The organism is Pseudomonas syringae, assembly GCF_001698815.1.
GTDB lineage: Bacteria > Pseudomonadota > Gammaproteobacteria > Pseudomonadales > Pseudomonadaceae > Aquipseudomonas > Aquipseudomonas syringae_A.
Genome location: NZ_LGSI01000065.1, coordinates 1 through 22,657 on the forward strand (window position 1 = coordinate 1; position 22,657 = coordinate 22,657).

Annotated in this window: 20 protein-coding genes; 6 read left to right on the top strand and 14 right to left on the bottom strand. The window is 58.2% G+C overall.

Going from position 1 to position 22,657, the window contains the following annotated elements:
• Positions 1-108: 108 nt before the first annotated feature.
• Complete coding sequence (locus AFK24_RS21760; protein ID WP_065835193.1) at positions 109-846, bottom strand: GntR family transcriptional regulator; 738 nt, start codon at positions 844-846, stop codon at positions 109-111.
• A gap of 230 nt (positions 847-1,076) precedes the next feature.
• Between AFK24_RS21760 and lapG the strand changes: the two genes are divergently transcribed.
• Complete coding sequence (gene lapG / locus AFK24_RS21765) at positions 1,077-1,772, top strand: cysteine protease LapG (protein WP_065835194.1); 696 nt, start codon at positions 1,077-1,079, stop codon at positions 1,770-1,772.
• A gap of 23 nt (positions 1,773-1,795) precedes the next feature.
• On the top strand, positions 1,796-3,742 hold the full coding sequence (lapD, locus tag AFK24_RS21770) for a cyclic di-GMP receptor LapD (RefSeq protein ID WP_065835195.1): 1,947 nt from the start codon (positions 1,796-1,798) through the stop codon (positions 3,740-3,742).
• Here the strand turns inward: lapD and AFK24_RS21775 are convergent, their stop codons facing one another.
• Positions 3,743-4,948, bottom strand: coding sequence for an MFS transporter (locus tag AFK24_RS21775; protein WP_065835196.1), 1,206 nt, complete (start codon positions 4,946-4,948; stop codon positions 3,743-3,745).
• 102 nt (positions 4,949-5,050) lie between these two features.
• On the opposite strand from AFK24_RS21775, the gene AFK24_RS21780 reads away from it, so the two are divergent.
• Positions 5,051-6,010, top strand: a complete 960-nt coding sequence (locus AFK24_RS21780; protein ID WP_065835197.1) for a LysR family transcriptional regulator — start codon at positions 5,051-5,053, stop codon at positions 6,008-6,010.
• Between the two features lie 109 nt (positions 6,011-6,119).
• Here AFK24_RS21780 and AFK24_RS21785 read toward each other — a convergent pair whose 3' ends face one another.
• The 4 genes from AFK24_RS21785 to AFK24_RS21800 all read right to left on the bottom strand — a co-directional run bounded on the left by AFK24_RS21785 (position 6,120) and on the right by AFK24_RS21800 (position 9,247).
• Positions 6,120-6,449: a hypothetical protein gene (locus AFK24_RS21785; protein ID WP_065835198.1), complete on the bottom strand. Its 330-nt coding sequence runs from the start codon at positions 6,447-6,449 to the stop codon at positions 6,120-6,122.
• The gene (locus AFK24_RS21790; RefSeq protein ID WP_065835199.1) at positions 6,446-7,006 is read right to left on the bottom strand and encodes a thiamine pyrophosphate-binding protein; all 561 of its coding nucleotides are present in this window, start codon (positions 7,004-7,006) and stop codon (positions 6,446-6,448) included. Before AFK24_RS21790 ends, AFK24_RS21785 begins: the two co-directional genes overlap by 4 nt.
• The gene (locus tag AFK24_RS21795; RefSeq protein ID WP_065835200.1) at positions 7,003-8,196 is read right to left on the bottom strand and encodes a PepSY-associated TM helix domain-containing protein; all 1,194 of its coding nucleotides are present in this window, start codon (positions 8,194-8,196) and stop codon (positions 7,003-7,005) included. The genes AFK24_RS21790 and AFK24_RS21795 overlap by 4 nt, the downstream gene beginning before the upstream one ends.
• 358 nt (positions 8,197-8,554) lie before the next feature.
• Entirely contained in the window at positions 8,555-9,247 is a 693-nt protein-coding gene (locus AFK24_RS21800) for an HAD-IA family hydrolase (protein ID WP_065835201.1), read from the bottom strand.
• Positions 9,248-9,557: 310 nt separating this feature from the next.
• Between AFK24_RS21800 and AFK24_RS21805 the strand changes: the two genes are divergently transcribed.
• Positions 9,558-11,045 carry a YdgA family protein gene (locus AFK24_RS21805; protein ID WP_065835202.1) on the top strand — a complete coding sequence of 496 codons (1,488 nt, stop codon included), beginning with the start codon at positions 9,558-9,560 and terminating at the stop codon, positions 11,043-11,045.
• Positions 11,046-11,098: 53 nt separating this feature from the next.
• Here the strand turns inward: AFK24_RS21805 and AFK24_RS21810 are convergent, their stop codons facing one another.
• The 4 genes from AFK24_RS21810 to AFK24_RS21825 form a co-directional block, all read right to left on the bottom strand.
• The gene (locus AFK24_RS21810; protein WP_065835203.1) at positions 11,099-11,917 is read right to left on the bottom strand and encodes a mechanosensitive ion channel family protein; all 819 of its coding nucleotides are present in this window, start codon (positions 11,915-11,917) and stop codon (positions 11,099-11,101) included.
• Positions 11,918-12,163: 246 nt separating this feature from the next.
• The gene (locus AFK24_RS21815; protein WP_065835204.1) at positions 12,164-13,294 is read right to left on the bottom strand and encodes a mechanosensitive ion channel family protein; all 1,131 of its coding nucleotides are present in this window, start codon (positions 13,292-13,294) and stop codon (positions 12,164-12,166) included.
• A 133-nt stretch (positions 13,295-13,427) separates the two neighbouring features.
• A complete protein-coding gene (gene cysC, locus AFK24_RS21820; protein ID WP_065835205.1) occupies positions 13,428-14,075 on the bottom strand; it encodes an adenylyl-sulfate kinase in 648 nt (215 codons plus the stop codon).
• Complete coding sequence (locus tag AFK24_RS21825; protein ID WP_065835206.1) at positions 14,068-14,763, bottom strand: sulfotransferase family 2 domain-containing protein; 696 nt, start codon at positions 14,761-14,763, stop codon at positions 14,068-14,070. Before AFK24_RS21825 ends, cysC begins: the two co-directional genes overlap by 8 nt.
• Before the next feature lie 621 nt (positions 14,764-15,384).
• On the opposite strand from AFK24_RS21825, the gene AFK24_RS21835 reads away from it, so the two are divergent.
• Complete coding sequence (locus AFK24_RS21835; protein WP_065835208.1) at positions 15,385-17,007, top strand: acyl-CoA synthetase; 1,623 nt, start codon at positions 15,385-15,387, stop codon at positions 17,005-17,007.
• A gap of 111 nt (positions 17,008-17,118) precedes the next feature.
• A complete protein-coding gene (locus AFK24_RS21840) occupies positions 17,119-17,616 on the top strand; it encodes a GNAT family N-acetyltransferase (protein WP_065835209.1) in 498 nt (165 codons plus the stop codon).
• A gap of 189 nt (positions 17,617-17,805) precedes the next feature.
• Here the strand turns inward: AFK24_RS21840 and AFK24_RS21845 are convergent, their stop codons facing one another.
• The 4 genes from AFK24_RS21845 to AFK24_RS21860 all read right to left on the bottom strand — a co-directional run bounded on the left by AFK24_RS21845 (position 17,806) and on the right by AFK24_RS21860 (position 22,654).
• Positions 17,806-19,152 carry an MFS transporter gene (locus AFK24_RS21845; RefSeq protein ID WP_080482238.1) on the bottom strand — a complete coding sequence of 449 codons (1,347 nt, stop codon included), beginning with the start codon at positions 19,150-19,152 and terminating at the stop codon, positions 17,806-17,808.
• 411 nt (positions 19,153-19,563) lie between these two features.
• Positions 19,564-20,328: a hypothetical protein gene (locus tag AFK24_RS21850; protein WP_240500427.1), complete on the bottom strand. Its 765-nt coding sequence runs from the start codon at positions 20,326-20,328 to the stop codon at positions 19,564-19,566.
• Between the two features lie 152 nt (positions 20,329-20,480).
• Positions 20,481-22,115, bottom strand: coding sequence for a GMC family oxidoreductase (locus AFK24_RS21855; protein ID WP_020293732.1), 1,635 nt, complete (start codon positions 22,113-22,115; stop codon positions 20,481-20,483).
• A complete protein-coding gene (locus tag AFK24_RS21860; RefSeq protein WP_240500428.1) occupies positions 22,112-22,654 on the bottom strand; it encodes a sorbitol dehydrogenase family protein in 543 nt (180 codons plus the stop codon). Before AFK24_RS21860 ends, AFK24_RS21855 begins: the two co-directional genes overlap by 4 nt.
• Positions 22,655-22,657: the final 3 nt, after the last annotated feature.

A 22,657-nucleotide genomic window follows, 5' to 3' on the forward strand; every position in this document is an offset into this window, starting at 1 on the left:
CAAGATTGAATTCCAGAACCCCTGATCGCTTACGCGTTCAGGGGTTTTGTTTTTCTGCAGACTGAATAACAGTGACGCGATACCAGACGCGCACAAGTCGCACCCACGTCAACTATTACTCTTTTTTTGTTCGGGCAGTTTTACCGGTTCGGCACTCGGCCGGCTACTGAGGTACCGGGTGATGGCTTCCATAGCGCGATTGAGGTGATGCACGAGCGCTTGTACGGTTTGCTCCACCAATTTGTCTTTGGCCAGCTCAAACAGATGCCAGTGATCCTTCTGAGACAGTTTGCCCAGGCCCATCGCTGAAAGATTGAAACGCAGGAATCGCTCTTCCTCATTCAGGCCTTGTTCCACCAAGTTCATTAGTCGTTTGTTGTGTGTCTTGGCATACAGCGCCATATGGAACATTCGATTAAGCCTGCCCATTTCGCTGTAATCGGTTTCGACCTCCAGTTGCTCCACGCAACACCGCGCCAGGGCGAGATCCTCTTCGTCCAGCAAAGGAATCGACTGACGCAGCGCTTCGGATTCCAGCAGGATCCGCAGCGCGTAGGCGTCCATGGCATCTTCATTGATCAACGGTGCGACCACCGCCCCTTTGTGCGTCTCGACGCGCAATAAGGACTGCGCTTCGAGCTGACGCAGTGCTTCGCGTACCGGCATGCGACTGACACCAAACAAGGTCGCCAGCTCCTGTTGACGCAGCGCGATGCCGGCGGGCAAGCGACCATCGAGGATCGCGTTGCGAAGCCTTTCTTCGATAACCGTCCTGGCCAGATGCGCTGGAGGCTGTTCATCGCCCAGAAGTCCGCGCAGTAGGCTTTGTCTATCGAGATTGCGCATAACCATACTTCTTTGAGGGAGCTACGGGATTGGATCCAATTGACACTAGAACAGCTCAACACATTGTCAAACCTTGCCAAGGGATTAGTCGTTCCATGGCGCGCTTGCAACGCGGTTGACCCTGCGTACTGTCGCTTATCTATTGAGAAGATGATCTCACCGCGCCATTGTCTTTCTCCGAACGAAACTGCAACATCAAGCGCAAATGGCCAGCCACACGGAATCACTGCATGGCGGCACGCTCGGCGTTTGATCAACTTGGCTGCGGGCCTTGTATCGCGCTCGTGCTGGTTGCCCTCAGCTTCATCGGCGCGGTTCATGCTGACTGGGATTTTGCCGTCATCAGCCATCGTGCCGAATCCTTGTATGGGCCGCTGGGGGAAGGGCGGGAGCGCATCGACGCCTGGCAGAATCTGTTGGCCACACGCAGCCAGTCCAGCGAGTTGGAACAGTTGAACCTGGTCAATCGGTTCTTTAATCGCCAACTGCATTATCGAGAAGATAGCGAGCTGTGGCACCAGCCGGATTACTGGGCGACGCCGGTGGAATCGCTGATCAAGGGCGCAGGGGACTGTGAGGACTATGCAATTGCCAAATACTTCAGCCTGCGGCGCCTGGGCGTCCCCAGCGAAAAATTGCTGATTACCTATGTGAAGGCGTTAGGCCTGAATCGCGCTCATATGGTGCTGACCTATTACGCCACTCCAGCTGGCGAACCCCTTGTTCTGGACAGTTTGATTGATGTGATAGCGCCCGCAAGCCAGCGCCCAGATCTGCTGCCGGTGTATGCGTTTAACGGCGAAGGTGTATGGCTCCTGGGTGATTCCGGCAATACAAGGGCGGGCGATAGCAAGCGTCTGTCCCGTTGGCAGGATGTATTGAAAAAAATGCGAGCCGAAGGCTTTCCGCCAGAACCTGAACGATAGTCTGCCCGGAGCAAGGAGCGCCGATGTCATTGTTCAAACAGCTATTGATCGCCATATGCCTGTTTTTGATCGTTGCCTTCAGCGGCGGCTTTTTGATCAGCCTGGAAAGCTCACGTAGCCAATACGTCGCCCAGTTGCACTCCCATGCCCAGGATGCGGCGACGGCACTGGCGCTGTCGCTGACTCCGGTCGTCGATGATCCGGCGATGGTCGAATTGATGACTTCAGCGATTTTCGACAGCGGGTATTACACAAGTATCAAGGTCGTGGACGTGGCCAGTGGGCGATCGCTGGTACAGCGCCAGGCTCAACCCAATACCAACGACGTGCCTGCATGGTTTATCAAATTGATTGCGCTGGAACCTGCCGGTGGGAGTGCAATTATCAGTCGCGGTTGGCAGCAGGCGGCACGGGTCGAGGTGGTAAGCCATCCCCTGTTCGCCGTGCAGAAACTCTGGCAAAGCGCGTTGGGCAGCCTGGGTTGGTTATTGATCTGTGGCTTGCTCAGCGCAGTATTGGGCGGCCTGTTGCTCAAACGCCGGCTTCGACCGTTGGACTACCTGGTTGCGCAAGCTAATGCCATCGCCCGTCGTGAGTTCCTGAGTCTGTCAGCGCTGCCCGGCACCCCGGAATTGCGGCGGGTGGTGCAGGCGATGAACCAGATGGTCGACAAGCTGCAAGCGCTGTTTGTCGAGAACACCCAGCGAACCGAGCAGTTGCGTGTCGAGTGCTGGCAAGACAGTCTGACCGGGCTGGGTAACCGGCGTTATTTCGATATGCAGCTCGCGGAGTATCTGACCTGTCGAGAGGATGCCAGCCCAGGTTATCTGCTGTTGTTGCGGGTCAACGATATGGCCGGGTTGAATGAGCGTCTGGGTGGCAATCGCACCGATTCGCTGCTGTTGGCAATCAGCGATCTGCTCGCGCGTCAATGCGCTGGCCATCTTCAAACGCGTCACCTGCTCGCGCGCAATCGGGGTGGTGAATTCGCCGTGCTGGGTCCTGGCATGGGCCGGGAAGATGCGTTGCTGCTGGTTCAAAAGCTGCGAAGCGGCCTCGTCAGCCTGCAGGAAACCGGCGCTTCTGATGTCACACCCATTGCGTCGATTGGCTTGGCGGCATTCAGTCCGGGCGACAGCCCCTCAACCGTGATCGGGCTGGCGGACCAGGCATTGGTCGAGGCGGAAAATCAGCACGATCCGGGTTGGAGCATGGCGCCGCGTAGCGCAGTATCCAACCCAGAAGATGATCATCACGCCTGGTATCGCTTGCTGGATCAGGCGCTGACTCAGCGCAGCTTTCAGTTGTTTTTCCAGCCGGTGGTGGACACTCGTGACGCCACGCAGGTGCTGCATCACAAAGTGCTCGCGCGGTTGCGTGACCCACACGGGCAGTTGCTCCCGGCCGGTCAATTCCTGCCCTGGATCGAACGCTTCGGCTGGTCGTCGAGGCTGGATCTGTTGATGCTTGAGTCTGTTTTTGAACAGCTGGCTCAGCACCACAAACCACTGGCATTGAGCGTCTCGGGCACTACGCTGGAGGCCCCGGCCATCTGTGAGCAAGCCTTCGAGCTGCTGCGTCGACACGCTTCAGCTGCCTCGCGGCTGACCCTTGAAATCGATGCCCGACGCATGTCTGAGCAGGCCGGGTTGCAAGCGCTGACCACGCGCCTGCATGAGTTGGGTTTTGCCTTGGCGGTGCAGCATTTCGGCGGCCGCTTCAGCATGATTGGCGACCTCTCAAGCCTGGGGCTGGCTTACCTGAAAATCGACGGCAGCTATATCCGCAACATTGATGTAGAAGTGCCAAAGCGCCTGTTTATCGAAGCGATGCAGCGCGCCGCCCACAGCATCGATCTGCCGCTGATTGCCGAACGTGTCGAGACCGAGGGCGAGTTGCGCGTCATTCGTGAGATGGGCATTCAGGCGGCGCAGGGTCAACTCTTCGGAGAGCCTGCGCCTTGGCAATGATCAGCTGGAAGTCTCATCCGCCAAGTCCTGAACATCGGTCCCCAGCGCTACGCTGCGTCCGCTCCAGAAGCACAGCATGCCGCCCATGGCGGTCAGTCCGGCGAGGACATAGAACATGGTCGGCGCTGGCGTGTTGATCAGCAAGTAGCCACAAATCACCGGGCTTAATGCGCCACCAAACGCCGCAAGGTTTTGCGCGCCGTAGTAACTGCCGCGCAGGTTCTCGGGCGCGATGGTGTCGACGAACAGATATTCAGCGGGATAGATGATCATTTCACCGAGAGTGAACACGAACATCGCGATGCACCACGCCAGCATGCTGTGGGAAAAACTGAACGCCAGTAGACCGATCACGAACAACGCGGTGCCCGCCACGATCCAGTAAGGCAATTGCTCGCGCTTGAGAAAGCGTCCGATCTGATACTGCAGCAAAATCACCGTCACTGCGTTGCAGGCCAGCATGGCAGAAAGAATCTTCAAGGCATCTGCCGCAGACGTCTGGGTCACCAGCAGAAATTGCGAGAGATACAGGGTGAAGCGCCCATGCACGATGGTGCTCAGCAGGCTGCCACTGGTGAACAGGATAAGCGTGCGATCGTTTTTCAACGTGTGCAGCGTACTGAGAAAACTTTGCGGTTTGACCTCGTCGCTGCGTTGGGTCGGCGGGATGCCAATCATCAAGAACAGGCTGCCGAAGGCGATGGCGCCAGCGATAAAAAACGGCGCCAGCGGCCAATAGCCGGCGATGATCACGCCCAGCATCGGGCCGGTGGCATAGCCGATATTGGTGAGCGTGTAGCGCAGGGAGAAGGCTTTGGCGCGCAGACCAATCGGCAGGTTCTCGCTGATGATGGCTTTGGACCCGATCAGAAACAATGCCGATGCCGTTTCGGTGATTACCAGCGTCAGCGTGGTCAGGTACACGTCGTGGGCGAAGGTCAGCAACGTGAAACCTATCGCGCTGGAAAGCATGGCCACGATCAGCAGTTTGCGTTTTTCCAGACGATCAATGCTGTAACCGCCATACAGCCCGAGCAAGGTTGCCAGGAACACTGCAATGCCCATGAGCAAGCCGACATCCTGTTGATTCAGCCCCAATCGCGTGCTCAGAAACAATGTCAGCAACGGACTGGTAATCGCCCGGCTGACGACGATGGTCAGCGAGCAGATCATCAGGCGGCGGATAACGAGAGAGTAAGTGGCCACGCGAGGTTGATGTCCTTGAGGTGAAGTTGCCAATCACCGTTGGCTATGTTCGTATCGTGGCTCGCAGCCTGTTGAAAAAGGCAACTGAGGTCAATCAGCTTTATGGACACTCCACTTTCCGGTTCTGGAAACTTGCCCCCCAAGCCCGGAAATCGTCCCCCGTTGTCACTCAGCGGACTGGATTTCAAACTCTTGCGGGTGTTCAAGGCGGTGGTCGAGGCCGGCGGTTTCAGCGCCGCGCAAAACGAACTCAACGTTGGCTTGGCCGCCATCAGCAAGCAGATTTCCGATCTTGAGATTCGCCTCGGCATGCGCCTGTGCACCCGTGGTCGGGAAGGCTTTTGCCTGACCGAAGAAGGCAAGCTGGTCTATCAGGCTTCCATTGATTTATTCGCCTCGGTGGACAGTTTTCGCGACCGCCTGAGTTCTGCGCAAAATGAGCTGACCGGAGACCTGAACATCGGGGTGATCGACAACACGTTCCAGGACCCCAACTCGCCGCTGATTGCCGCGTTGCGCGTGCTGCATGACGAAGCGCCCAAGGTCAGATTGCGCCTGCATGCCTCGCCGCTGGATGACATTGAGCGCGGCATCGTTGAAGGACGCCTGATCGTCGGTGTCGTCCCGGTTTATCAGCGTCGCGAAGAGTTCGATTACTTCGATCTTTATCAGGAAACTTCAAACGCCTACTGCGCAATTGGCCATCCGCTTTTCGATGTCGATGAGCGCGAGATTGATGTCGACGTGCTGCGCGGCTGTGAAGTGGTCAACCATCGTTATGCGCTGCATGGCGACAAGGCCAACTTCGTGACCCTGGACAGCCAATCCGCGACAGCTTCCCAGGTCGAAGCGGTGGCAATGCTGGTCATGACCGGGCGCTTTATCGGGTTTTTGCCCGAGCATTTCGCTGCGCACCTGGTCCGTGACGGCGTGTTGCGTGCGTTGCGTCCCGACCTGATCAACATTCGCACCAACCTCAACATGATCCTGCGCCACAACGCCCCGCGCAGCCCCTTGGTCAAGGCGTTCGCCACGGCGCTGGGGATTAACAAGGAACTGTAGGAGTGAACTTGTGTGGGAGCGAGCTTGCTCGCGAATTGGGCGCCTCGATGGTCCAGATCTACCGCGTTATCGTACTTCGCGGGCAAGCCTCCAACAGAGTCAGAACTCCTCAAAGCGCCGGCTTGATCTGCAAATGATCCACTTCCAGAACATGCCCTGCGCCCACATCCATCAGCACGTAGAACTCGCCTTTCGGACGTTTGAAGGTAAACGTGGAGTCAGGGCCGAATTTGCCGGGGATCAGGATGCGTTCGTTGTAATCAATGACATCCACGGTCACGTTGGGCACGCCGTCACCACTGGAAAAACCACCAACACAGCGCACTTGCTGGTCGGGCAGTTCTTCGCAGCTGCACACCAGACCGTGGGCGTAGGCGGTGTTGCCCACGCCGATCAAGCCGACGAGCGCGAGCAGACGCAATGCGTTCAAGCGGATCATGGTTTGTCTCCATTCTTGGCCAACCACTCGATCGTCTTCGGTGAGGCTTCGGTCAGCGGGATTGCTTTCTGATGCACCGAGCCGTCCCAACCCTCCAGGGTTATCCACAACTGATCATCGGCCTGAGTCGTCGTCGGCACCGGCACTTCTGCGCCCAGCCGGTACGGACTGCCTTCAAAAATCGCTCCGGCAGCGCGCAGGCTGCGGGGTTTGCCAACGCGCATGTAGCCGACCTTTACCTGACTGATACACGCCTGGCAGAGCGCAGCGTTGAATTCCTTGACGAAACCCGCCGGGCCGTCCGACTCGGGGCCTTCGTCATGGACTTCAGCGAGCGTCAGACTCCACGGGCCGACCTGAATATCGCCGATCATCCGTTCGCCAAGCCCGGCATCACCGCGAAAAAACGCAGCGTTCTTGAAGTACGCCGGCATGAAACCCAGCGGAATCAACAGCAGCAGGATATTCAGATGAAAGCGCCACTTGAGCCACCAACGTGCGAGTCGAGTGGTGGGCGCGGCAGGCTTTTTCCTGTTGGCGGTGGCGGTCCGGCTCATGAGTTGAGTTCCTTTCTGAGGGCGTTCACCGCTTTCAGGCGCTGCATGTCACGCTCCGGGCGCTTGAGCAATGCGACGGTAGCCAGCGCCGTTCGTTTGCTCCAGATCAGCAAGCCGCTGAGCACCATCATGCTCAGCAGCAGACCGAACACGAACCAGATCATCTTGATCCAGATCCCGCCGAAATCCCCGGTGTGCAGTGGCCGCATCGATTCGGTCAAGAATTCCAGCTTCGAGTTATCTGCAAGCAGGCGCTGGCCAATGATTGCGCCGTTGTAAGGGTTGATCTCGGCGGTCTGGAACATCAACGGATACCAACCGCGGCCACCCACGGTCAGCGGCGCATAGGCGGTGCCGGGAAGCTCGGCGAAGCTGATTTCCAACCCCGGCACTTCACGTTGGGCGACGTTGATTGCCTGATCAAGATTGAAGGTCGGCGGCCGTTCACCGGAAGGCGAAATTGGCACTTCTTCTCGGGCGACAAAGACCGGTACGCCTTCGGAAGAGATGGAAATGCGATTATCGAACAGCAGCGCCTGAATCAGAAACCAGGTACCGGTGATGGAAATCACGGCAATGAACCAGATCGACCAGATTCCTGATAACCGATGAAAGTCTCCCCAGAAAACCCTGGAACCTTGATTGAAACGCAGCTTGGGTTTCAGGAAGCCGCGCCAGAAACGCTTGTAGACCACCAACCCGGTAATCAGCGACAGCAACATCGGCAGGCCCAGAAACGACACCAGATACCAGCCCCAACTGAACCCATTGGTAAAGGGCACCAGCCACCAACCATGCAGCGCCCGGGTGAAGCCGCGGAAGTTGAACGTTGCTGCTTTGCCCTGAATGACGCCCGTATAGGGATTCACGTACAGCGTGGTCAGCGTGCCGTCGGGATTGCTGACGCTGGCGGTCAGCGCGAAATGTGATTCATCCGGGCGCACGATGTTTCTGATCACCAGTTCCGGCCGCGCCTTGTTGACGGCTATTACCGCCTCGCCGAGGGTCAGCAGTGGGGCGTCATCCGAAGGTTTGGACGCGCGCACCTCAGGCTGCGCGAGCCAGACAATCTCCTGGCTGACCACCGCCAGCGTGCCAGTTACGCACACGATCAACACAAAGAACCAGATGGGCAGGGCGAGCCAGCTGTGAACCAGAAACCAGATACGCGAACGCGACTTTTTGGACATGGGGCGCAATCTTGTCTTGAGAGTGACAACCGGTCCGATGGCGGACAAGGTCGTGCCAAATAAATTTTGGGCATACCCCTAAGACGGATGAGATGCGAAAAAAAGACGACGAAGATGCAAGCAAATGTTACGAGGTGCCGTCACACGGCAAATGCGCTCTTTTGCTGCTCTGTCAGGACCGGACTTGTCCGGAAGGGCGTCAATCTGGGCAATGGCAAACTGGCAGCCAGATTGCGTTTGGCTGAACCGGCCTGTTCGGGGACAAGTCCCCTCCTACAGAGCGTGCGGCAATCAGTAGGACCGGCTTTAGCCGGGAGGGCGTTTTCCCCGATAAAGGCGGTCCTCTGAAACCTGGGCGTTAAGCCTTCATCCCCGGCAAACCCCAGACCTCAAGCGGGAAGTCAGCCAGCGATCCCAGCAGCAGGTCGGCATGTTCATACTGCTCGACGGGCATATGTGAATCAGGCACCGCGACGGCATACATGCCGGCGGCTTTGGCGGCGGTTACGCCGAAGGGTGAGTCTTCAAACACCAGGCAATCGGCTGGGTCGATGCCCAGACGACGGGCGGCAACCAGGAAAATATCCGGCGCAGGTTTGGCTGCGCCCACGTCCGGGTCATCGGCGGTGACGACGATCTCGAACAGCTCGAACCAGCTGCGGTGCAGTTCGGTTTTTGCCTTGAAGTAATGGATCGATGAACTGGTGCCCACGGCGATGGGAATATTGTGCTGCGCCAGATGACGCACCAACGCTTCGGCACCGTGCATGGCCGCAGCCTTGGGAAAACGCTCGTCGAGCATCGGCGCGCGGGTGTCGAGAAACTCATCCACCGACAGCGGCAGCTCCAGCTCCTGAATCACGAACCCGGCAAAATCCCGAGCGCCACGGCCGATGGTGTGCTGTTTCACGGCCCAGTCGAATGTGCGGCCATAGCGGCTGGCAATCAGGTGGGTGACCTCGGTGTAAATACCTTCGGTATCCAGCAACAGGCCGTCCATGTCGAAAATTACGGCCTTGATCGGGCCTCGCTCGCTTTGCAGTTCAGTCATGTTCTCGGATCCTGTTTTTTCAAACCTGACGTCAGCCTAACGTCTGTAGGACGGCTATTGCTACCCGCGAATGAATCTGGAGTGGCTGAAACCAAATAGCCATGTCGCTGCCCAACACCTGTCGAAAAGGAGTATTCGTACACATAACAGGGCAACATCGCTGGGCCGCTCCAAGCCGTCGATGATAATCTCTCGCAACTTTTCACCGAGGCGGCATGATTTTGGTTGGCATGTCTAAGGCCATCAAAACCCGCCCTGGTTCAGGGAAGACTTCTTTCAACATCCAGAAACGGACATCCTCGAGTCGAACATGAATAAATCAGCAGGCATCGCAGTAGGCGTCATCGTCGTCGCAGGAGCCCTGGCCACTGGCGGCGCCTGGTACACCGGCACCAGACTTGAAGGCGTACTGCGCGACTCGATCCAGAACGCCAACCAGGAGTTGAAGAATTCGCTGACCGGCAGCAACAGCAGCATGACGATCGAGCTGCTCTCGATTGACCGCCATGTATTCAGCAGCACAGCGCATTACCGTTTTGTTATTCAGGATCCGAACCTGTCCGCCGACGGCACGAATGCCGAGTTCCTGTTCGTCGATCGCATCGAACATGGCCCGTTGCCGTTCTCCCGTCTCAAGTCGCTGAAACTGTTGCCGGTCATGGCGCAGAGCAACTTCGAGATGGAAAAAAGCCCAAGCGCGGAAAAGTGGTTTGCCATGAGCAAAGGCGTCGCGCCGGTCACGGGTTACGCCAGTGTCGGCTACGACCGTGCAGTCAGCGGGGCGCTGAAACTGTCGCCGCTGGAAATGAACGATACGGACGGCACGTTCAGCTTCTCCGGCCTGACTGTCGATGTGGACGCGAGCGCCGATGCCGAGAAGGTCAAACTCACCGGCAACATGGACAACCTCAAGCTGGACGTTACCGGTCCCGACGGCCAGGTCGTCCTGGGTATGCAGGGCCTGACGTTCGACAGCGGCGGCACCAAGGGCAAATCCGGTTTCTACCTGGGCCACAGTAATCTGAAAATCGCCAGCGCCCTGGCTCAGGTTGCCGGTCAGCCGCCCATGCTGTTCAAGGATGTGGTCAACACCAACCTTGCGCAGGAAGACGACGGCAAATTTGCCGCACAGGTCAATTACAACGTCGGCATGATCAACTATCAGGGTAACGACGTGGGCGCCGCGCAGTTGGCGTTCAAAGTCAGCAACTTTGATGTGGTGGCGACGCAAGCGCTGTATCAGCTGTACCAGACCAAAATCCTGCCGCAACAACAGGCCGCTGCCGCTGCGGGCGAACCTCTGCAGTTGGCGCTGCAGCCTGCTGATCAACAGTTGCTGGATGCCGAAATGGCCAAGTTGCTGGTCGGCAAGCCGCATGTCGAGCTTGAGAAGCTGTCGCTCAAAACCGCCAACGGCGAAAGCCATGTGCGGGTTGCTGTCGATCTGGCAGATCCGGGCTCGCTCGATCAGCCTTCGTCCGCTGTCGCCGCGAAAAGCATCGGCCAGCTGGACGCTAAAGTCGTGTTGTCCAAGCCAATGATCCAGGACCTTGCAACGCTGCAGGCGCGCGCTGCGGGCCTGACCGATGCTGCCGCGATTGCCGAGCAAGCCAAGGCTGCCAGCGACATGGTCGGCGGTATGGCCGTGGTGCTGCAACTGGCCAAGGTCGATGGCGACAACGTGGTCTCAGACCTGCATTACGCCAATGACATCGTGGACTTCAACGGCGTCAAAATGACCCCGCAGCAGTTTGTCGCGATGATCATGGGCAAGGTTGGCGGGATGTCCGGTCAATAAACCCCGACGTCAGGGCTGAGCGCGATCAGCATCAGCCCCGACCTCGCCGCGCATCAGCCAGCGGTCTGGAATTTCGAAATGTTGCGCTGCAAGTCGCGGATCACTGCTACAGATTTGTAATACACCGCCCAGTAATGGTCGTTATGGCAATAAGGCCTGACTGAAAGGGTCAAGGCGTCCGCGGAAATGGCCGAAAGATTGATGTCCACTTCCGGGTTGGCCAGCACATCGGGAATGCTGCCGATCTGTTGCTTGAGCGTTGAAATTACAGCGCGCTCGTCCACTGAGGCGGGCAGCGTTGCAGTCAACTCCATGCGCCGGAACGGGTTGCTGGAAAAGTTGACGATATTGCCGGCAAAAACCTTGTTGTTGCCCACCATGGTCAGCACGTTATCCAGCGTGTTGATCGAGGTGACGAACAAGCCGATTTCCATGACCGTTCCTGTCACATCAGCCGCGCTGATCAGGTCGCCGACCTTGAACGGCCGCAGCACGATGATGAACCCGCCTGCCGCCAGATTCGCCAGCAGCCCGGACCACGCCATACCAATGGCCAGGCCCACTGCTGCCAGTAATGCCGCGAGGCTGGTGGTCTCGATGCCGCAATAACTGAGGATCGCAATGACCAGGAAAATGTTCAGCACCACGGTGATGAACGAGCCCAGGTAGCGCAGCACCGTTGGATCGAATTTTTGCCGGGTCAGCGAAGTCCGGACCATATTGACGACAACCCCGATCAACCAGCGTCCCACGATCCAGAGCAGTATCGCGGTCACTATCTTGAGCAGGATTGCCACCCCGTATTGCAGCACCACATCCCATAAAGCAGTGATTTTATCGGTGCCGATATTGATGAGATTCAGATCGTCCATGATGGCGCTCCATGCCAATGTGCCGCATCGGCAGCATCCCCCCAAATGACGCTTGCTCGCTACTGTCACTTCTGACAGGAAGCAAAGTGCTAGCACCGAACACGCTCCTACAAGAACGCCGCAAATTCCGTTGGAGCGAGGCTTGCCCGCGAAGAGGCCGGTACATCCGTCCATTTTTCCGAATTCAAAACACCGTCTTCGCGGGCAAGCCTCGCTCCAACAAGTTCGGGGATTTGCATTCCATTTTTAAACCGGAGGCTGACGCGGCACCTCCGTTGGGGTTTCGTGACCTTCGATTTCCGGACGCACATTGCGCGAGGAAATTTCGGTACGCAGCATCGGCAAGCTTTGCGGGTACTGTTTGGCGATGAACGCGATCAGGCGTTCGCGCATATGGCAACGGGCATCCCAGCTGCGCGAAGAGTCGGCGGAACTCAACAACACCCGCAGCTGCATCGCCTTGGCGTTGGTGTCGGCGACTTGCAGTACGCACACGCGGCCATCCCACAGATGCGGAATGTCTTCACAGATACGCTGCACCTCGGCGCGCAGGTCTTCCACCGGCAACGAATAATCCACCCAGACGAACACCGAGCCAATCAGGCTGGAGGTGGCGCGTGTCCAGTTCTGGAAAGGCTTCTCGATGAAGTACTGCAGCGGCACCACCATGCGGCGTTCGTCCCAGATCTTGATCACCACGTAGGTGCCGCTGATTTCCTCGACGCGGCCCCATTCACCCTCGACGATCACCACATCATCCAGGCGGATGGGCTGGGAAATGGCGATTTGCAGGCCGGCAATCAAATTGCCCAGCACCGGTTTTGCGGCGAAACCCGCCGCCAGTCCGGCCAGACCGGCCGAGGCCAGCAAACTGGTGCCGATCTGCGCCACCGCCGGGAAGCTCATGAGAATCAGCCCGGTGCCGAACAGCAGCACCAGCGCGTTTACGCAGCGCACCAACACGCGGACCTGAGTCTGAATCCGCCGCGCATTGAGGTTATCCTCGATATCCAGCGGATTGTGAATCGCCACCGCTTCGCCCACGGCATTGACGCAACTGAGCACCAGCCAGGTGAAGCCGGCGATGACCAGCAAGCCGTTGACGTGGCGCACTGTCGGGATCATCAGCAGATCGTCGGGTGCCGCAGTCCACACCGTCTGCAAGGCCAGCAGCGGCAGCAGCCACACGGTCGGGTTTGCCGCGCGGTGCAGCAGTTGTTGAGGCAACACGAATGAATTGGCAATGCGCCGCAATACCGTGAATGCCACCCAGCGAATCAACAAGGCGACAAGTACGGCAAAGCACGCGACGATAACGGTTCTGAGCCACGGCAGGGGCAAAAGCTCCAGCCAGCTCTGGGGCAACAAGTGTTCCATCGATGGGTACTCGCAGCAGAAATGACGTTAAGCCGAGCGGAGACCCTGGAGTTGACCTAAAAGCCGTCCGCCGACCTCGATGGCGATAGCTGCCTGCAAAATGTGAGCCCTGCGGCCCGGGATCGTTCCCGACTCAGAATGATTTGCGCGATAGCGTCGTGGTTGCGTCGCGAAACGCAGCTGACGCCAGGTCGCCCAATTGCCCGGCCACAATCTGATCGATAAGGGCTGTGCAATCATCGACGCTGGTATCCACGCTGAACTCCGGCTGCAGCGGCGCTTCATACGGGCTGTCGTAGCCGGTGAAGTTCTTGATCCGGCCTTGCTGCGCGGCGCGATACAGCCCTTTGGTGTCCCGTCGTGCGCATTCGCTGAAGGGCGTGCTGACATGCACTTCAATGAACTCACCGGCTGCCAGAGAGTGCCTGACGGCATCGCGGTCGGCGCGGAAGGGTGAAATCGCACAGACAATCACGATCAGTCCGGCATCCACCATCAGCCTGGCCACCTCGGCAATACGCCGCACGTTTTCGTGGCGATCGGCATCGCTCATGCCCAGATCCCGGCAGATTCCCTGACGCAATCGATCGCCATCCAGCAAGTAACTGTGCAAGCCATTGTGTTGCAGCGTTCGATCCAGCTCGATGCCCAGCGTTGATTTACCGGCGCCAGACAACCCCGTCAGCCAGATGCAACAGGCATGCTGCTGCTTCATGTCTTCACGTTGCATCTGATTCACCAGCAGATTCGGCGCGATGATCAGCGGTTTGCGCTCAGTCATAAGCGAACAACTCATAGTCACGGGCATAGACCTCGCGCACTCGGCGGCGGGTAGCGGGGGAGCAAAACTGAACGAACTGATTGCCGGGGGCCGACGAGCGATTGATATGGGGCAGTTCGGCTTTGACGTGAAGATGAATGCACAACTTGCGGAAATCTTCTTCCAGGGTTTCCTGACGCCCGATGAAGTCCACATTCAGATGGCCCATGGCATCTTGCAGAAAGTAATGTTGGGGCGTGAAATGTATCTGTTTAGTTATATTTTCCGGGCGCAGCCAGTTATCGATGAACTCGTCAAAGTTTTCGTAGCGACTGACCAGCGCATGGGCGGCCTTGTCCCGGTCTTGTGTGTTATTCAACAAGTAACTATAAGCCGACCAGGCGCGTTGTAACGGATCGCGTACAAAGCCGAACTTGAAATAGTTCTGAAAGCGTTCGTTAAACTGCTTTTCGTACCAGTAGAGCGGCATATGACCGGTGGGCGTGCTGCCGAACAAGGCCGTTGCGACGCTGCTGCCCGCACACTTCGGGACATGAATGAACACACACTCCAGCGCGTCGAACTCCGCAGGAAAGCGGTTCTTGCCGGACAATGTCTTGTTCACGACTTGTCGGTCAATGACCGGAAGACGCTCAAGCAATAGTTCGCGCTGCGTCTTTGGAATCAACTTCCAGAGGAGGCGGTTCATAAATAATGACCTGAGGCGATACAGTTAGGAAGTCGCAAGCGTACAACTTACTTAGCCTTGGATGAACGTCTTTTCATACTATTTACATTGACATTGGATTGTTAGCTGATTGTGTTCCTGTTGTAAGCAAGTTGATACTTGGAAGGGTGTCGTAGGAGCGAGGCTTGCCCGCGAAGCTTTTTTTCAAATTTGGAAATGAGCGGACGTACCGGCCTCTTCGCGGGCAAGCCTCGCTCCAACGAGATGTACACTTTTCCGCGCCCAACAAAAAACCCGCCGAGGCGGGTTTTCTTCAAGACCATTCCAACATCCTGTCGGTAAGCCCTCCGGGCCATGGTCGATCATCCTTGATCCTGTGCGCGTCCTGCGCATCAGTTGTTGGATCCAATCTTAGGCTTCCGGGCGAGGTGCGCACAGAGCCAATTGCCATCAGCTCGTGTAAGCCTTTCGCTATAGCGCGAGATGTTTGCGTTGCACAAACGGTCTAAAAGCGCAATTGATCCAAAGGAGCCAGCGCAGCGGATGGCAGGCAAGCTATAACGTGGAGAGCAATCAATTGAAACCACCGGCTCTTCATCTTGCGTGAAGGGTTCAGAGCTAATAATTCGCCAGGGTGCTGACATGTCCATTTATCACCAGGGGCTCGATAAAGGCCCGGCCAACCATATCGCGCTGACGCCGCTGAGCTTTATCGAGCGCACTGCCGCGACCTATCCCGATTATCCAGCAGTGATCCATGGCGCGATTCGTCGCACCTGGGCGCAAACCTACACTCGCTGCCGACAACTGGCTTCGGCCCTGAGCCAGCGCGGCGTAGGAGAAGGCGACACGGTAGCGGTGATGTTGCCGAATATTCCGGCGATGCTCGACGTGCATTTCGGCGTACCCATGCTTGGGGCCGTGCTCAATACCCTGAACGTGCGCCTCGATGCACCGACCATCGCCTTTATGCTCAAGCACGCCCAGGCCAAAGTCTTGATCGCCGACCGCGAGTTTCAAGCGGTGGTACGCGACGCCCTGGCGCTATTGGACAATCCACCGTTGCTGATTGACGTAGACGATCCGGAATACGGCCAGGGTCAGCAGCTCAGTGATCTGGATTACGAAACGCTGCTGGCCGCTGGCGATCCCGAGTTCGAGTGGCAATGGCCGCAGGATGAATGGGCGCCCATCTCGCTCAACTACACATCTGGCACTACCGGCGACCCCAAAGGCGTGGTGTATCACCATCGCGGTGCGTTTTTGAATGCCATTGGAAATCAGATGGCCTGGGGCATGGGTTTGCATCCGGTGTATTTGTGGACCTTGCCGATGTTCCATTGCAACGGCTGGTGCTACCCGTGGACCATCACCGCTCAGGCCGGAACCCATGTGTTTCTGCGCCGGGTCGACCCGCAGAAAATCATCAGCCTGATCCGCGAGCATCGCGTCAGCCATCTGTGCGGCGCGCCGATTGTACTTAACGGTCTGGCGAATTTACCGGATGCTGGCGCTATCAGCTTCGAGCATCCGGTTCATGCGATGACCGCAGGCGCCGCGCCACCGGCCAAAGTCATCGCGTCGGTCGAAGCCATGGGCATCTGCATCACCCACGCGTACGGTCTGACCGAAACCTACGGTCCGGTCACCGTCTGCGCCTGGAAGGCCGAGTGGGACGAATTGGCCGCCGATGATCGCGCCACGGTCAAGGCTCGCCAAGGCGTGCGCTACCCGACCCTGGAAGGTGTGATGGTCGCCTATCCGCTGACCCACCAACCGGTGCCGAAAGATGGCACGACCATCGGCGAGATCTACATGCGCGGCAACACCGTGATGAAGGGTTATCTCGGCAACCCGACAGCCACCGACCAAGCCTTCGATGGCGGTTGGTTTCACTCCGGCGACCTTGCGGTCTGGCACCCGGACGGCTACCTGGAAATCCGTGACCGGCTCAAAGACATCATCATTTCCGGCGGTGAGAACATCTCGACCATCGAAGTCGAAAGCACGCTGTATCGTCATCCCGCCGTCCTTGAAGCGGCCGTCGTCGCCAAACCCGACGAGAAATGGGGCGAGACCCCCTGCGCTTTCATCACCCTCAAATCAGGCCATGAAGCAGTCACCGAAGCGGAAATCATCCAGTTCTGCCGCGAACGCATGGCAGGCTTTAAAGTCCCGAAAACCGTCCTGTTCGCCGCCCTGCCAAAAACCTCGACGGGCAAGATCCAGAAGTATTTATTGAGGGAGTGGGCGAAAGGCGGTTAATACAGATTTTGTTGGAGCCAACTTGTTGGCGAGGCGTCGTGCCTATTCGCGAGCAAGCTCGCTCCCACACTAGTTCACTCCTTGTATCTCGACCAACGGAGAACCAACGCCGTGCAAGCTTCAAACAACATCCAGATTTCCCGCTTCGAGCCAGCCGACCAGCAAGGCGTCATCGATGTCATCGTGCCGATCCAGCGTGAAGAATTCGGCATCGCCATCACTGCCGAAGACCAACCCGACTTGCAGTCCATCCCCGACTTCTATCAGGTGGGCAGCGGGGATTTCTGGGTCGCGAAACACGACCAGCAAATCATCGGCACCATCGGCCTCAAGGATATCGGCGGGCAGCAGGCCGCGTTGCGCAAAATGTTCGTCGCGCAGGCGTTTCGTGGGCGTGAGTTCGGGGTTGCGGCGCTGTTGTTGAATACGCTGCTGGAGGAAGCAAAACCGCGAGGAGTAGAGGAGATCTACCTCGGCACCACCGACAAATTCCTCGCGGCGCACCGCTTTTACGAGAAGCATGGCTTCGTTGAAGTCGCCAAAACCGAACTGCCGAAGAGCTTTCCGGTAATGGCGGTGGACAGCAAGTTTTATGTTTTGCGGCGTTGAAGCCAGCCCCCGTCGCGCACCTGTGGAACCGGATTTATCCGGGAAGGCACAACCGTTGAATTGAAATGCTCGTTGGAGCGAGCGGGCGGCGTTCCGACTTGCCCGCGAATCAGACGCCTCGGTGACCCAGAGCCACCGCGTTATCGTTCTTCGCGGGCAAGCCTCGCTCCAACAAAGACAGCGACCTATCTACTTGCTGTCACTCGCATGCGCCCAGCGCTTGTCGAGGCGCGGGATGCGGATGCGGATCTTGCGTTTGATCTTGGTAAGGTTCGGTTCCCAGACCGGTTCCGGATCCTGCAGGAACGCAGTCATCACGGCGCTCAGCGCGTACAACCCGGTGAATGCCCAGACCACACCCTCCAGGCCAAAGCTGTCCTGGAACATCGCAACGATTGCCGGACCAACCCAGGTCGAAGCGCCAGCACCCAGACTCAATACCGAAAGCGCTGCGGCTTTGTTCTGCGGTGCGAGGGCCGGCGCGAGTGCCGAAAGGGGCACGAAGCAGGCCAGCGTCAACCCGTAGAAGGCGCCGAACACCGAGGCAATCAGGAAGTCATGGGGGAACGCTTGCGGCATGAAGAAGAACAGCGGCGTGCTGATCGTGCTGCCGACTGCGCCCAGCCAAAGGATCGTGTTGCGATAACCGATGCGGGTGCTGATCACGCTGGAGGCGAGGTTGCCGATGATGTTGAACACGAAGACGATCGTCAGCAGGCGCAGCCATTCTTCGAGGCTGAAGCCGACGGTGTGCATGAAGAACCCCGGCATGATCACCAAAAAGCCGAACATCGACGACGTGTTGATCACACGTATCAGACCGGCCAGTGACACCTTGGGCACTTTCCACATGATGGTGATGTTTTTTGCCATCGACACCATGGGTCTTTCGCCCTCGGGTGCCAGACGCTGCATGCCGTGAGCTTCACGCATGCCCACCAGACCGATCACGCCGCCGACCACTACCAGGGCGAAGGACAGCCAGAAAGTTTGCATCGCACCAATCATCGGGATGCTGATGCTTGCCACCAGCGAACCCAGAGTCGGCAAGCCGGCAGCATAAGCCACCCAGAACCAGCCAACGGCCATGCCCATTTTGCGTGAAGGCGTGGCGGCGGCGATCCAGACCAGGAAGCCATAAGCGAACAGCGGATAACCGAAACCGCGCAAGCCGTAGGTTAGCAGGATCATCGAGTAGCTGAGTTCTTGCAGGCCGTAAATCAGGAACAGGACTTCAAAAGCGCTCCAGATGATCAGGCCGAGCAGCATGACGCGCTTGGGGCCCCAGATATTGGAGAGTGCGCCGGCCAGCCAGGAGGAGATGCCGACAGTGATGCCGTAGGTGGTGAACACCATGGCGATTTCATCGGCGGGCATGCCGCGTTCGCTGAGAAAAGGGGAGAGATAACCGAGCTCGACGCCATCGCCGATCATGAAGATCAGCAGGCCAACGAAGCCCCAGAACATGGGATAGGGAATGCCGGTTTTAGCGCAGAATCTGGCGAGTGCAGTGTTCGGAGTGGATTGATCGCTCAATTTTCCGGTCCTTCTTTTTAGGTACAGCACGGCGTTTGGTGACGCCGCATGAATGGCCTCGATGAGGTTGATAGGCAGGATTGACCAACGCGCAGCTTGCAAGTGAGCGAGCAGAAACGGTCGGACTTTTTATCGGATGCAGGATCGCCGGAATACGACTTTATTGACCCATGAATCTATGTTTTTTATAGATTTTCGAGCCCTTTTGCCTTTCTTTTATCCCATGTGGTGGTCATGGTGGCAACCGCATGAACGGGCGCCACCTGTGACCAGATGTCGCACTCGTATGCACATGACGCCCTGTTTTTGGGGGTAAGGCCGTTACAAAAGATTTCGAAATAAAGTGAAGAAAAAATCACATTGAGGGGTAACGCGCGCAGCGCAATCGCGCAAGGCAGACGTCTGCGAGGCTCAACTCAACGGATTGAAGCTGTCTGCGGCACTGCAAAAACGTTGCTTGATCGCCAGGCTGAAATCCGCGCCGTCCTTGCTTGCACGGGCCGACCATTCCCGGCATTTTTCCCGGAAATACACCTTGGCGCCTTTGCGGCATTCCCGATGTTCGATCGACCCGCGCCGATAGTTGGCGCAGACGCTGGTGCCGTCGATGCGATCGTTGATGACCGTCCATTCGGCAGCGTAGGTGCGTTTGCCGTCCCATTGCCAAACGGTGTCCCTTTCAACGTTCTGGGCGACCACGCGTTTGGTTCGCGCAGGCAGTTGCTCGGCCTTGAATCTGGCCATGTATGACGCGGAAACCATGCCCTGAGCGACTTCGTTCTGGCTGGCACGTGGGAACTGGCCATAGCGGCAAGTGGCAACGGCTTCGTCGATGATATTGTCCGGCTTGATGCACTCGGCCAAGGGTTTGGGCGGGAGCAGGGCGTCAGTGGTATAGATCGGCGGAACGGGGCTGGAGACGGCGGAAGGGCCAGGCGCGATCCGAGCTTGAGGGATCAACTGCGCGACCGGGGTATGGCGGTGGAACAGGTAACCACTGACGGCGGCAAACAGCAGCAGCGCGAACACATTGCGGTAGAGGTTGGATGCATTCGTCGGCCGGCGTCTGCGGCCAGGCGACGCTCGTTGATCGTCATCGGCGCTGAAGCGCTCATATGAATCGCGGTCATCCTTGCTGGCATCCATACCGCCGTCCTTGATGTGCAGCGCATCCATTGCGCGTTGCAGGGAGGTTAGATCGAGTGGAGGCTTATTGCTAGCACTGTATTGATGTGTTGGAGCAAGGCTTGCCCGCGAAGGACTTTAACGCGGAGTGCCTGAAAATCCGAGTCGTCCCGTTCGCGGGCAAGCCTCGCTCCAACGGCCACTTAAACCTCCTTCAACAACGCATCCGCAACCCGCAGGCTCAACGCGGCGCCGGTCAGCGTCGGGTTCACGCAGGACGACGACGGCATGACGCTGGTGCCGGCGATGAACAGGTTGTGGTGATCGTGAGTGCGGCAGTCACGGTCGACGACGGAGTTTTTCGGATCGTCACCCATGATCGTCGTGCCCATGATGTGCTGGCGATTCTGGAAGCCGACGTCGGTACTGAGGATGTCGGCATCGAGCAGTTTGGCGAACTGCTTGAAGTCCTCCAGCGCCTTCTCTTTGCCCGCGTGCCAGTAGTCCGGAACGCTGTAGTAGATCTCCGGCACCGGCAAGCCAATCGCATCGAATTTGGTCTTGCTCGGCGTGACACGGTTTTCCGGCAGCGGCAGGGTTTCGAAGTCCACCGCCCAGTTCAGCGAGCGCGCCGATTGCAGACGAATCTGCTCGTCGAGTTTCGAACCCAGCACGCCTTTGGAAATCAGCGTCGAGGTGATCTGCGACGTCGGCACCGTGTTGCGCACCTTGATCTTGTAGCCGGGGTAATCCTTGCGGAACGCGCCGTCGCGGCTGTTCAGATATACGAGCAGTTGCGTCGGGCCTTCGCCGGGCCACATGTCTTCCTTGGTCATCACGTTCATGCTGATGCCGGTGTGGTCCATCAGATTGCGACCGACCTGATCCGACGAGTTGGCGATGCCGTTCGGGTATTTGTCGGACGTGGACATCAGCAACAGCTTCGGCGATTCGATGCCGTAGGCGGCCAGCACGAAATAGCGCGCGGTCAGTTTGTGCTGGGACTTGTCCGGTCGCATGTACCAGATCGCGGTGATCTTGCCGTCGTCGCCCGCCTCGACTTTATAGACCACCGAATTCTCCAGCACTTTCGTGCCATGACGTTCGGCTTCGTCAATGTGCATGGAGCCATCGTACTTGGCGGCAATCGGGCACACCGGGTTGCAGTTGTTGTTGCCTGCGCACGGCGGACGCTTGCCGTAAGGGCGAGTGGCGCGGCCGTTGGGTTCGAGGATCGGGTTATAGCCGCCCTTGCTCAGCAGCTCCGACAGGCGCTTGAACATGTAACTTGGCTTGAGCCCTTCCATCGGGTACGGAATCGAGCGCGGCGGATACGCCGCGCCGCCTTGCCCGCTTTCATCCTGGCCATCCACGCCCGACACGCCCAGCTCGGTTTCGGCGCGGGCGTAAAACGGTTCCAGCTCGTCGTAGCTGATCGGCCAGTCGCGGCCCCGGCCGTACAAGGAGTTCAGGCGGAAGTCGTTGGGCAGCATGCGCCACAGCGACGAGCCGAAGTGCCAGGTCGTGCCGCCGACCACGCGCAAGTACGAGGTGTTGTACTTCACCGGGCCGACTTGTTGCAGGTAATCGCCATAGGTTGACGGCGCGTGCGGCAGGCTTGGATAGGGCGAGCCGGCACCTTGCAGCTTGGCGTTGGCCAGGGACAATTTGATCGGCGCATTGCGGAAGGTTTCGACCACGTCGCGTCGATTAACCCGTGGACCGGCTTCCAGCACGATCACTGATTTGCCCGCTTTGGACAGCTCACTGGCGATCAAACCGCCCATGACGCCGGAGCCGATGATGACCACGTCGGCGTCGAAATCAGCGTTGCTCATAGTCTGGAATCCTTTGTATCAGCTGGTTTGGCGCCCCATGTAGCCGGGCCACCACCGTAAGTGGGGATGATCAGCGTGCCGTGGGTCGGTTGGTACATCATGGCTTCGGAGTAGCTGATCATTTCTGCGTCAGCCGCTTCGCCGACGATGCCCAGGTACCAGGCGGAAATGATGCTGACGGCCGTGGCCCGTAACGACGGATCGGCGTCGGGTAGCGCCAGATACTCATCGACGTGTTTGAGCTGCTTATAGGCGATCAACCGCTTCAGAGTCGTCACGTTCCCGGCAAAGTTCGGAGCGCGCCGGGCCAGAGCCGCGTAATAGCGCGCCGCCAGAACCGGGTTGGCTGGACGGCTGACCAAAAACTGCGAAAGCGCGATGAAATCGGCGGTCGTCGCGTCTGCGGCCAGCACCGATTGCCAAGGCAGGACACTGCCCACCAGCGTCATCAGGCCCAGCGTTACCGAGCCGCGCAGCAGGTTGCGGCGGGACAAGCCCATCGGCGTTTCAGATTCAGTCGCGGTCTGCTTGTTGCTCATTGA

Bases quoted from the DNA above. Each gene is read 5' to 3' on its own strand.
- AFK24_RS21760 (WP_065835193.1), bottom strand. From the start codon at position 846: ATGCGCAATCTCGATAGACAAAGCCTACTGCGCGGACTTCTGGGCGAT.
- lapG (WP_065835194.1), top strand. From the start codon at position 1,077: ATGGCGGCACGCTCGGCGTTTGATCAACTTGGCTGCGGGCCTTGTATC.
- lapD (WP_065835195.1), top strand. From the start codon at position 1,796: ATGTCATTGTTCAAACAGCTATTGATCGCCATATGCCTGTTTTTGATC.
- AFK24_RS21780 (WP_065835197.1), top strand. From the start codon at position 5,051: ATGGACACTCCACTTTCCGGTTCTGGAAACTTGCCCCCCAAGCCCGGA.
- AFK24_RS21785 (WP_065835198.1), bottom strand. From the start codon at position 6,449: ATGATCCGCTTGAACGCATTGCGTCTGCTCGCGCTCGTCGGCTTGATC.
- AFK24_RS21790 (WP_065835199.1), bottom strand. From the start codon at position 7,006: ATGAGCCGGACCGCCACCGCCAACAGGAAAAAGCCTGCCGCGCCCACC.
- AFK24_RS21795 (WP_065835200.1), bottom strand. From the start codon at position 8,196: ATGTCCAAAAAGTCGCGTTCGCGTATCTGGTTTCTGGTTCACAGCTGG.
- AFK24_RS21800 (WP_065835201.1), bottom strand. From the start codon at position 9,247: ATGACTGAACTGCAAAGCGAGCGAGGCCCGATCAAGGCCGTAATTTTC.
- AFK24_RS21805 (WP_065835202.1), top strand. From the start codon at position 9,558: ATGAATAAATCAGCAGGCATCGCAGTAGGCGTCATCGTCGTCGCAGGA.
- AFK24_RS21810 (WP_065835203.1), bottom strand. From the start codon at position 11,917: ATGGACGATCTGAATCTCATCAATATCGGCACCGATAAAATCACTGCT.
- AFK24_RS21815 (WP_065835204.1), bottom strand. From the start codon at position 13,294: ATGGAACACTTGTTGCCCCAGAGCTGGCTGGAGCTTTTGCCCCTGCCG.
- cysC (WP_065835205.1), bottom strand. From the start codon at position 14,075: ATGACTGAGCGCAAACCGCTGATCATCGCGCCGAATCTGCTGGTGAAT.
- AFK24_RS21825 (WP_065835206.1), bottom strand. From the start codon at position 14,763: ATGAACCGCCTCCTCTGGAAGTTGATTCCAAAGACGCAGCGCGAACTA.
- AFK24_RS21835 (WP_065835208.1), top strand. From the start codon at position 15,385: ATGTCCATTTATCACCAGGGGCTCGATAAAGGCCCGGCCAACCATATC.
- AFK24_RS21850 (WP_240500427.1), bottom strand. From the start codon at position 20,328: ATGGATGCGCTGCACATCAAGGACGGCGGTATGGATGCCAGCAAGGAT.
- AFK24_RS21855 (WP_020293732.1), bottom strand. From the start codon at position 22,115: ATGAGCAACGCTGATTTCGACGCCGACGTGGTCATCATCGGCTCCGGC.
- AFK24_RS21860 (WP_240500428.1), bottom strand. From the start codon at position 22,654: ATGAGCAACAAGCAGACCGCGACTGAATCTGAAACGCCGATGGGCTTG.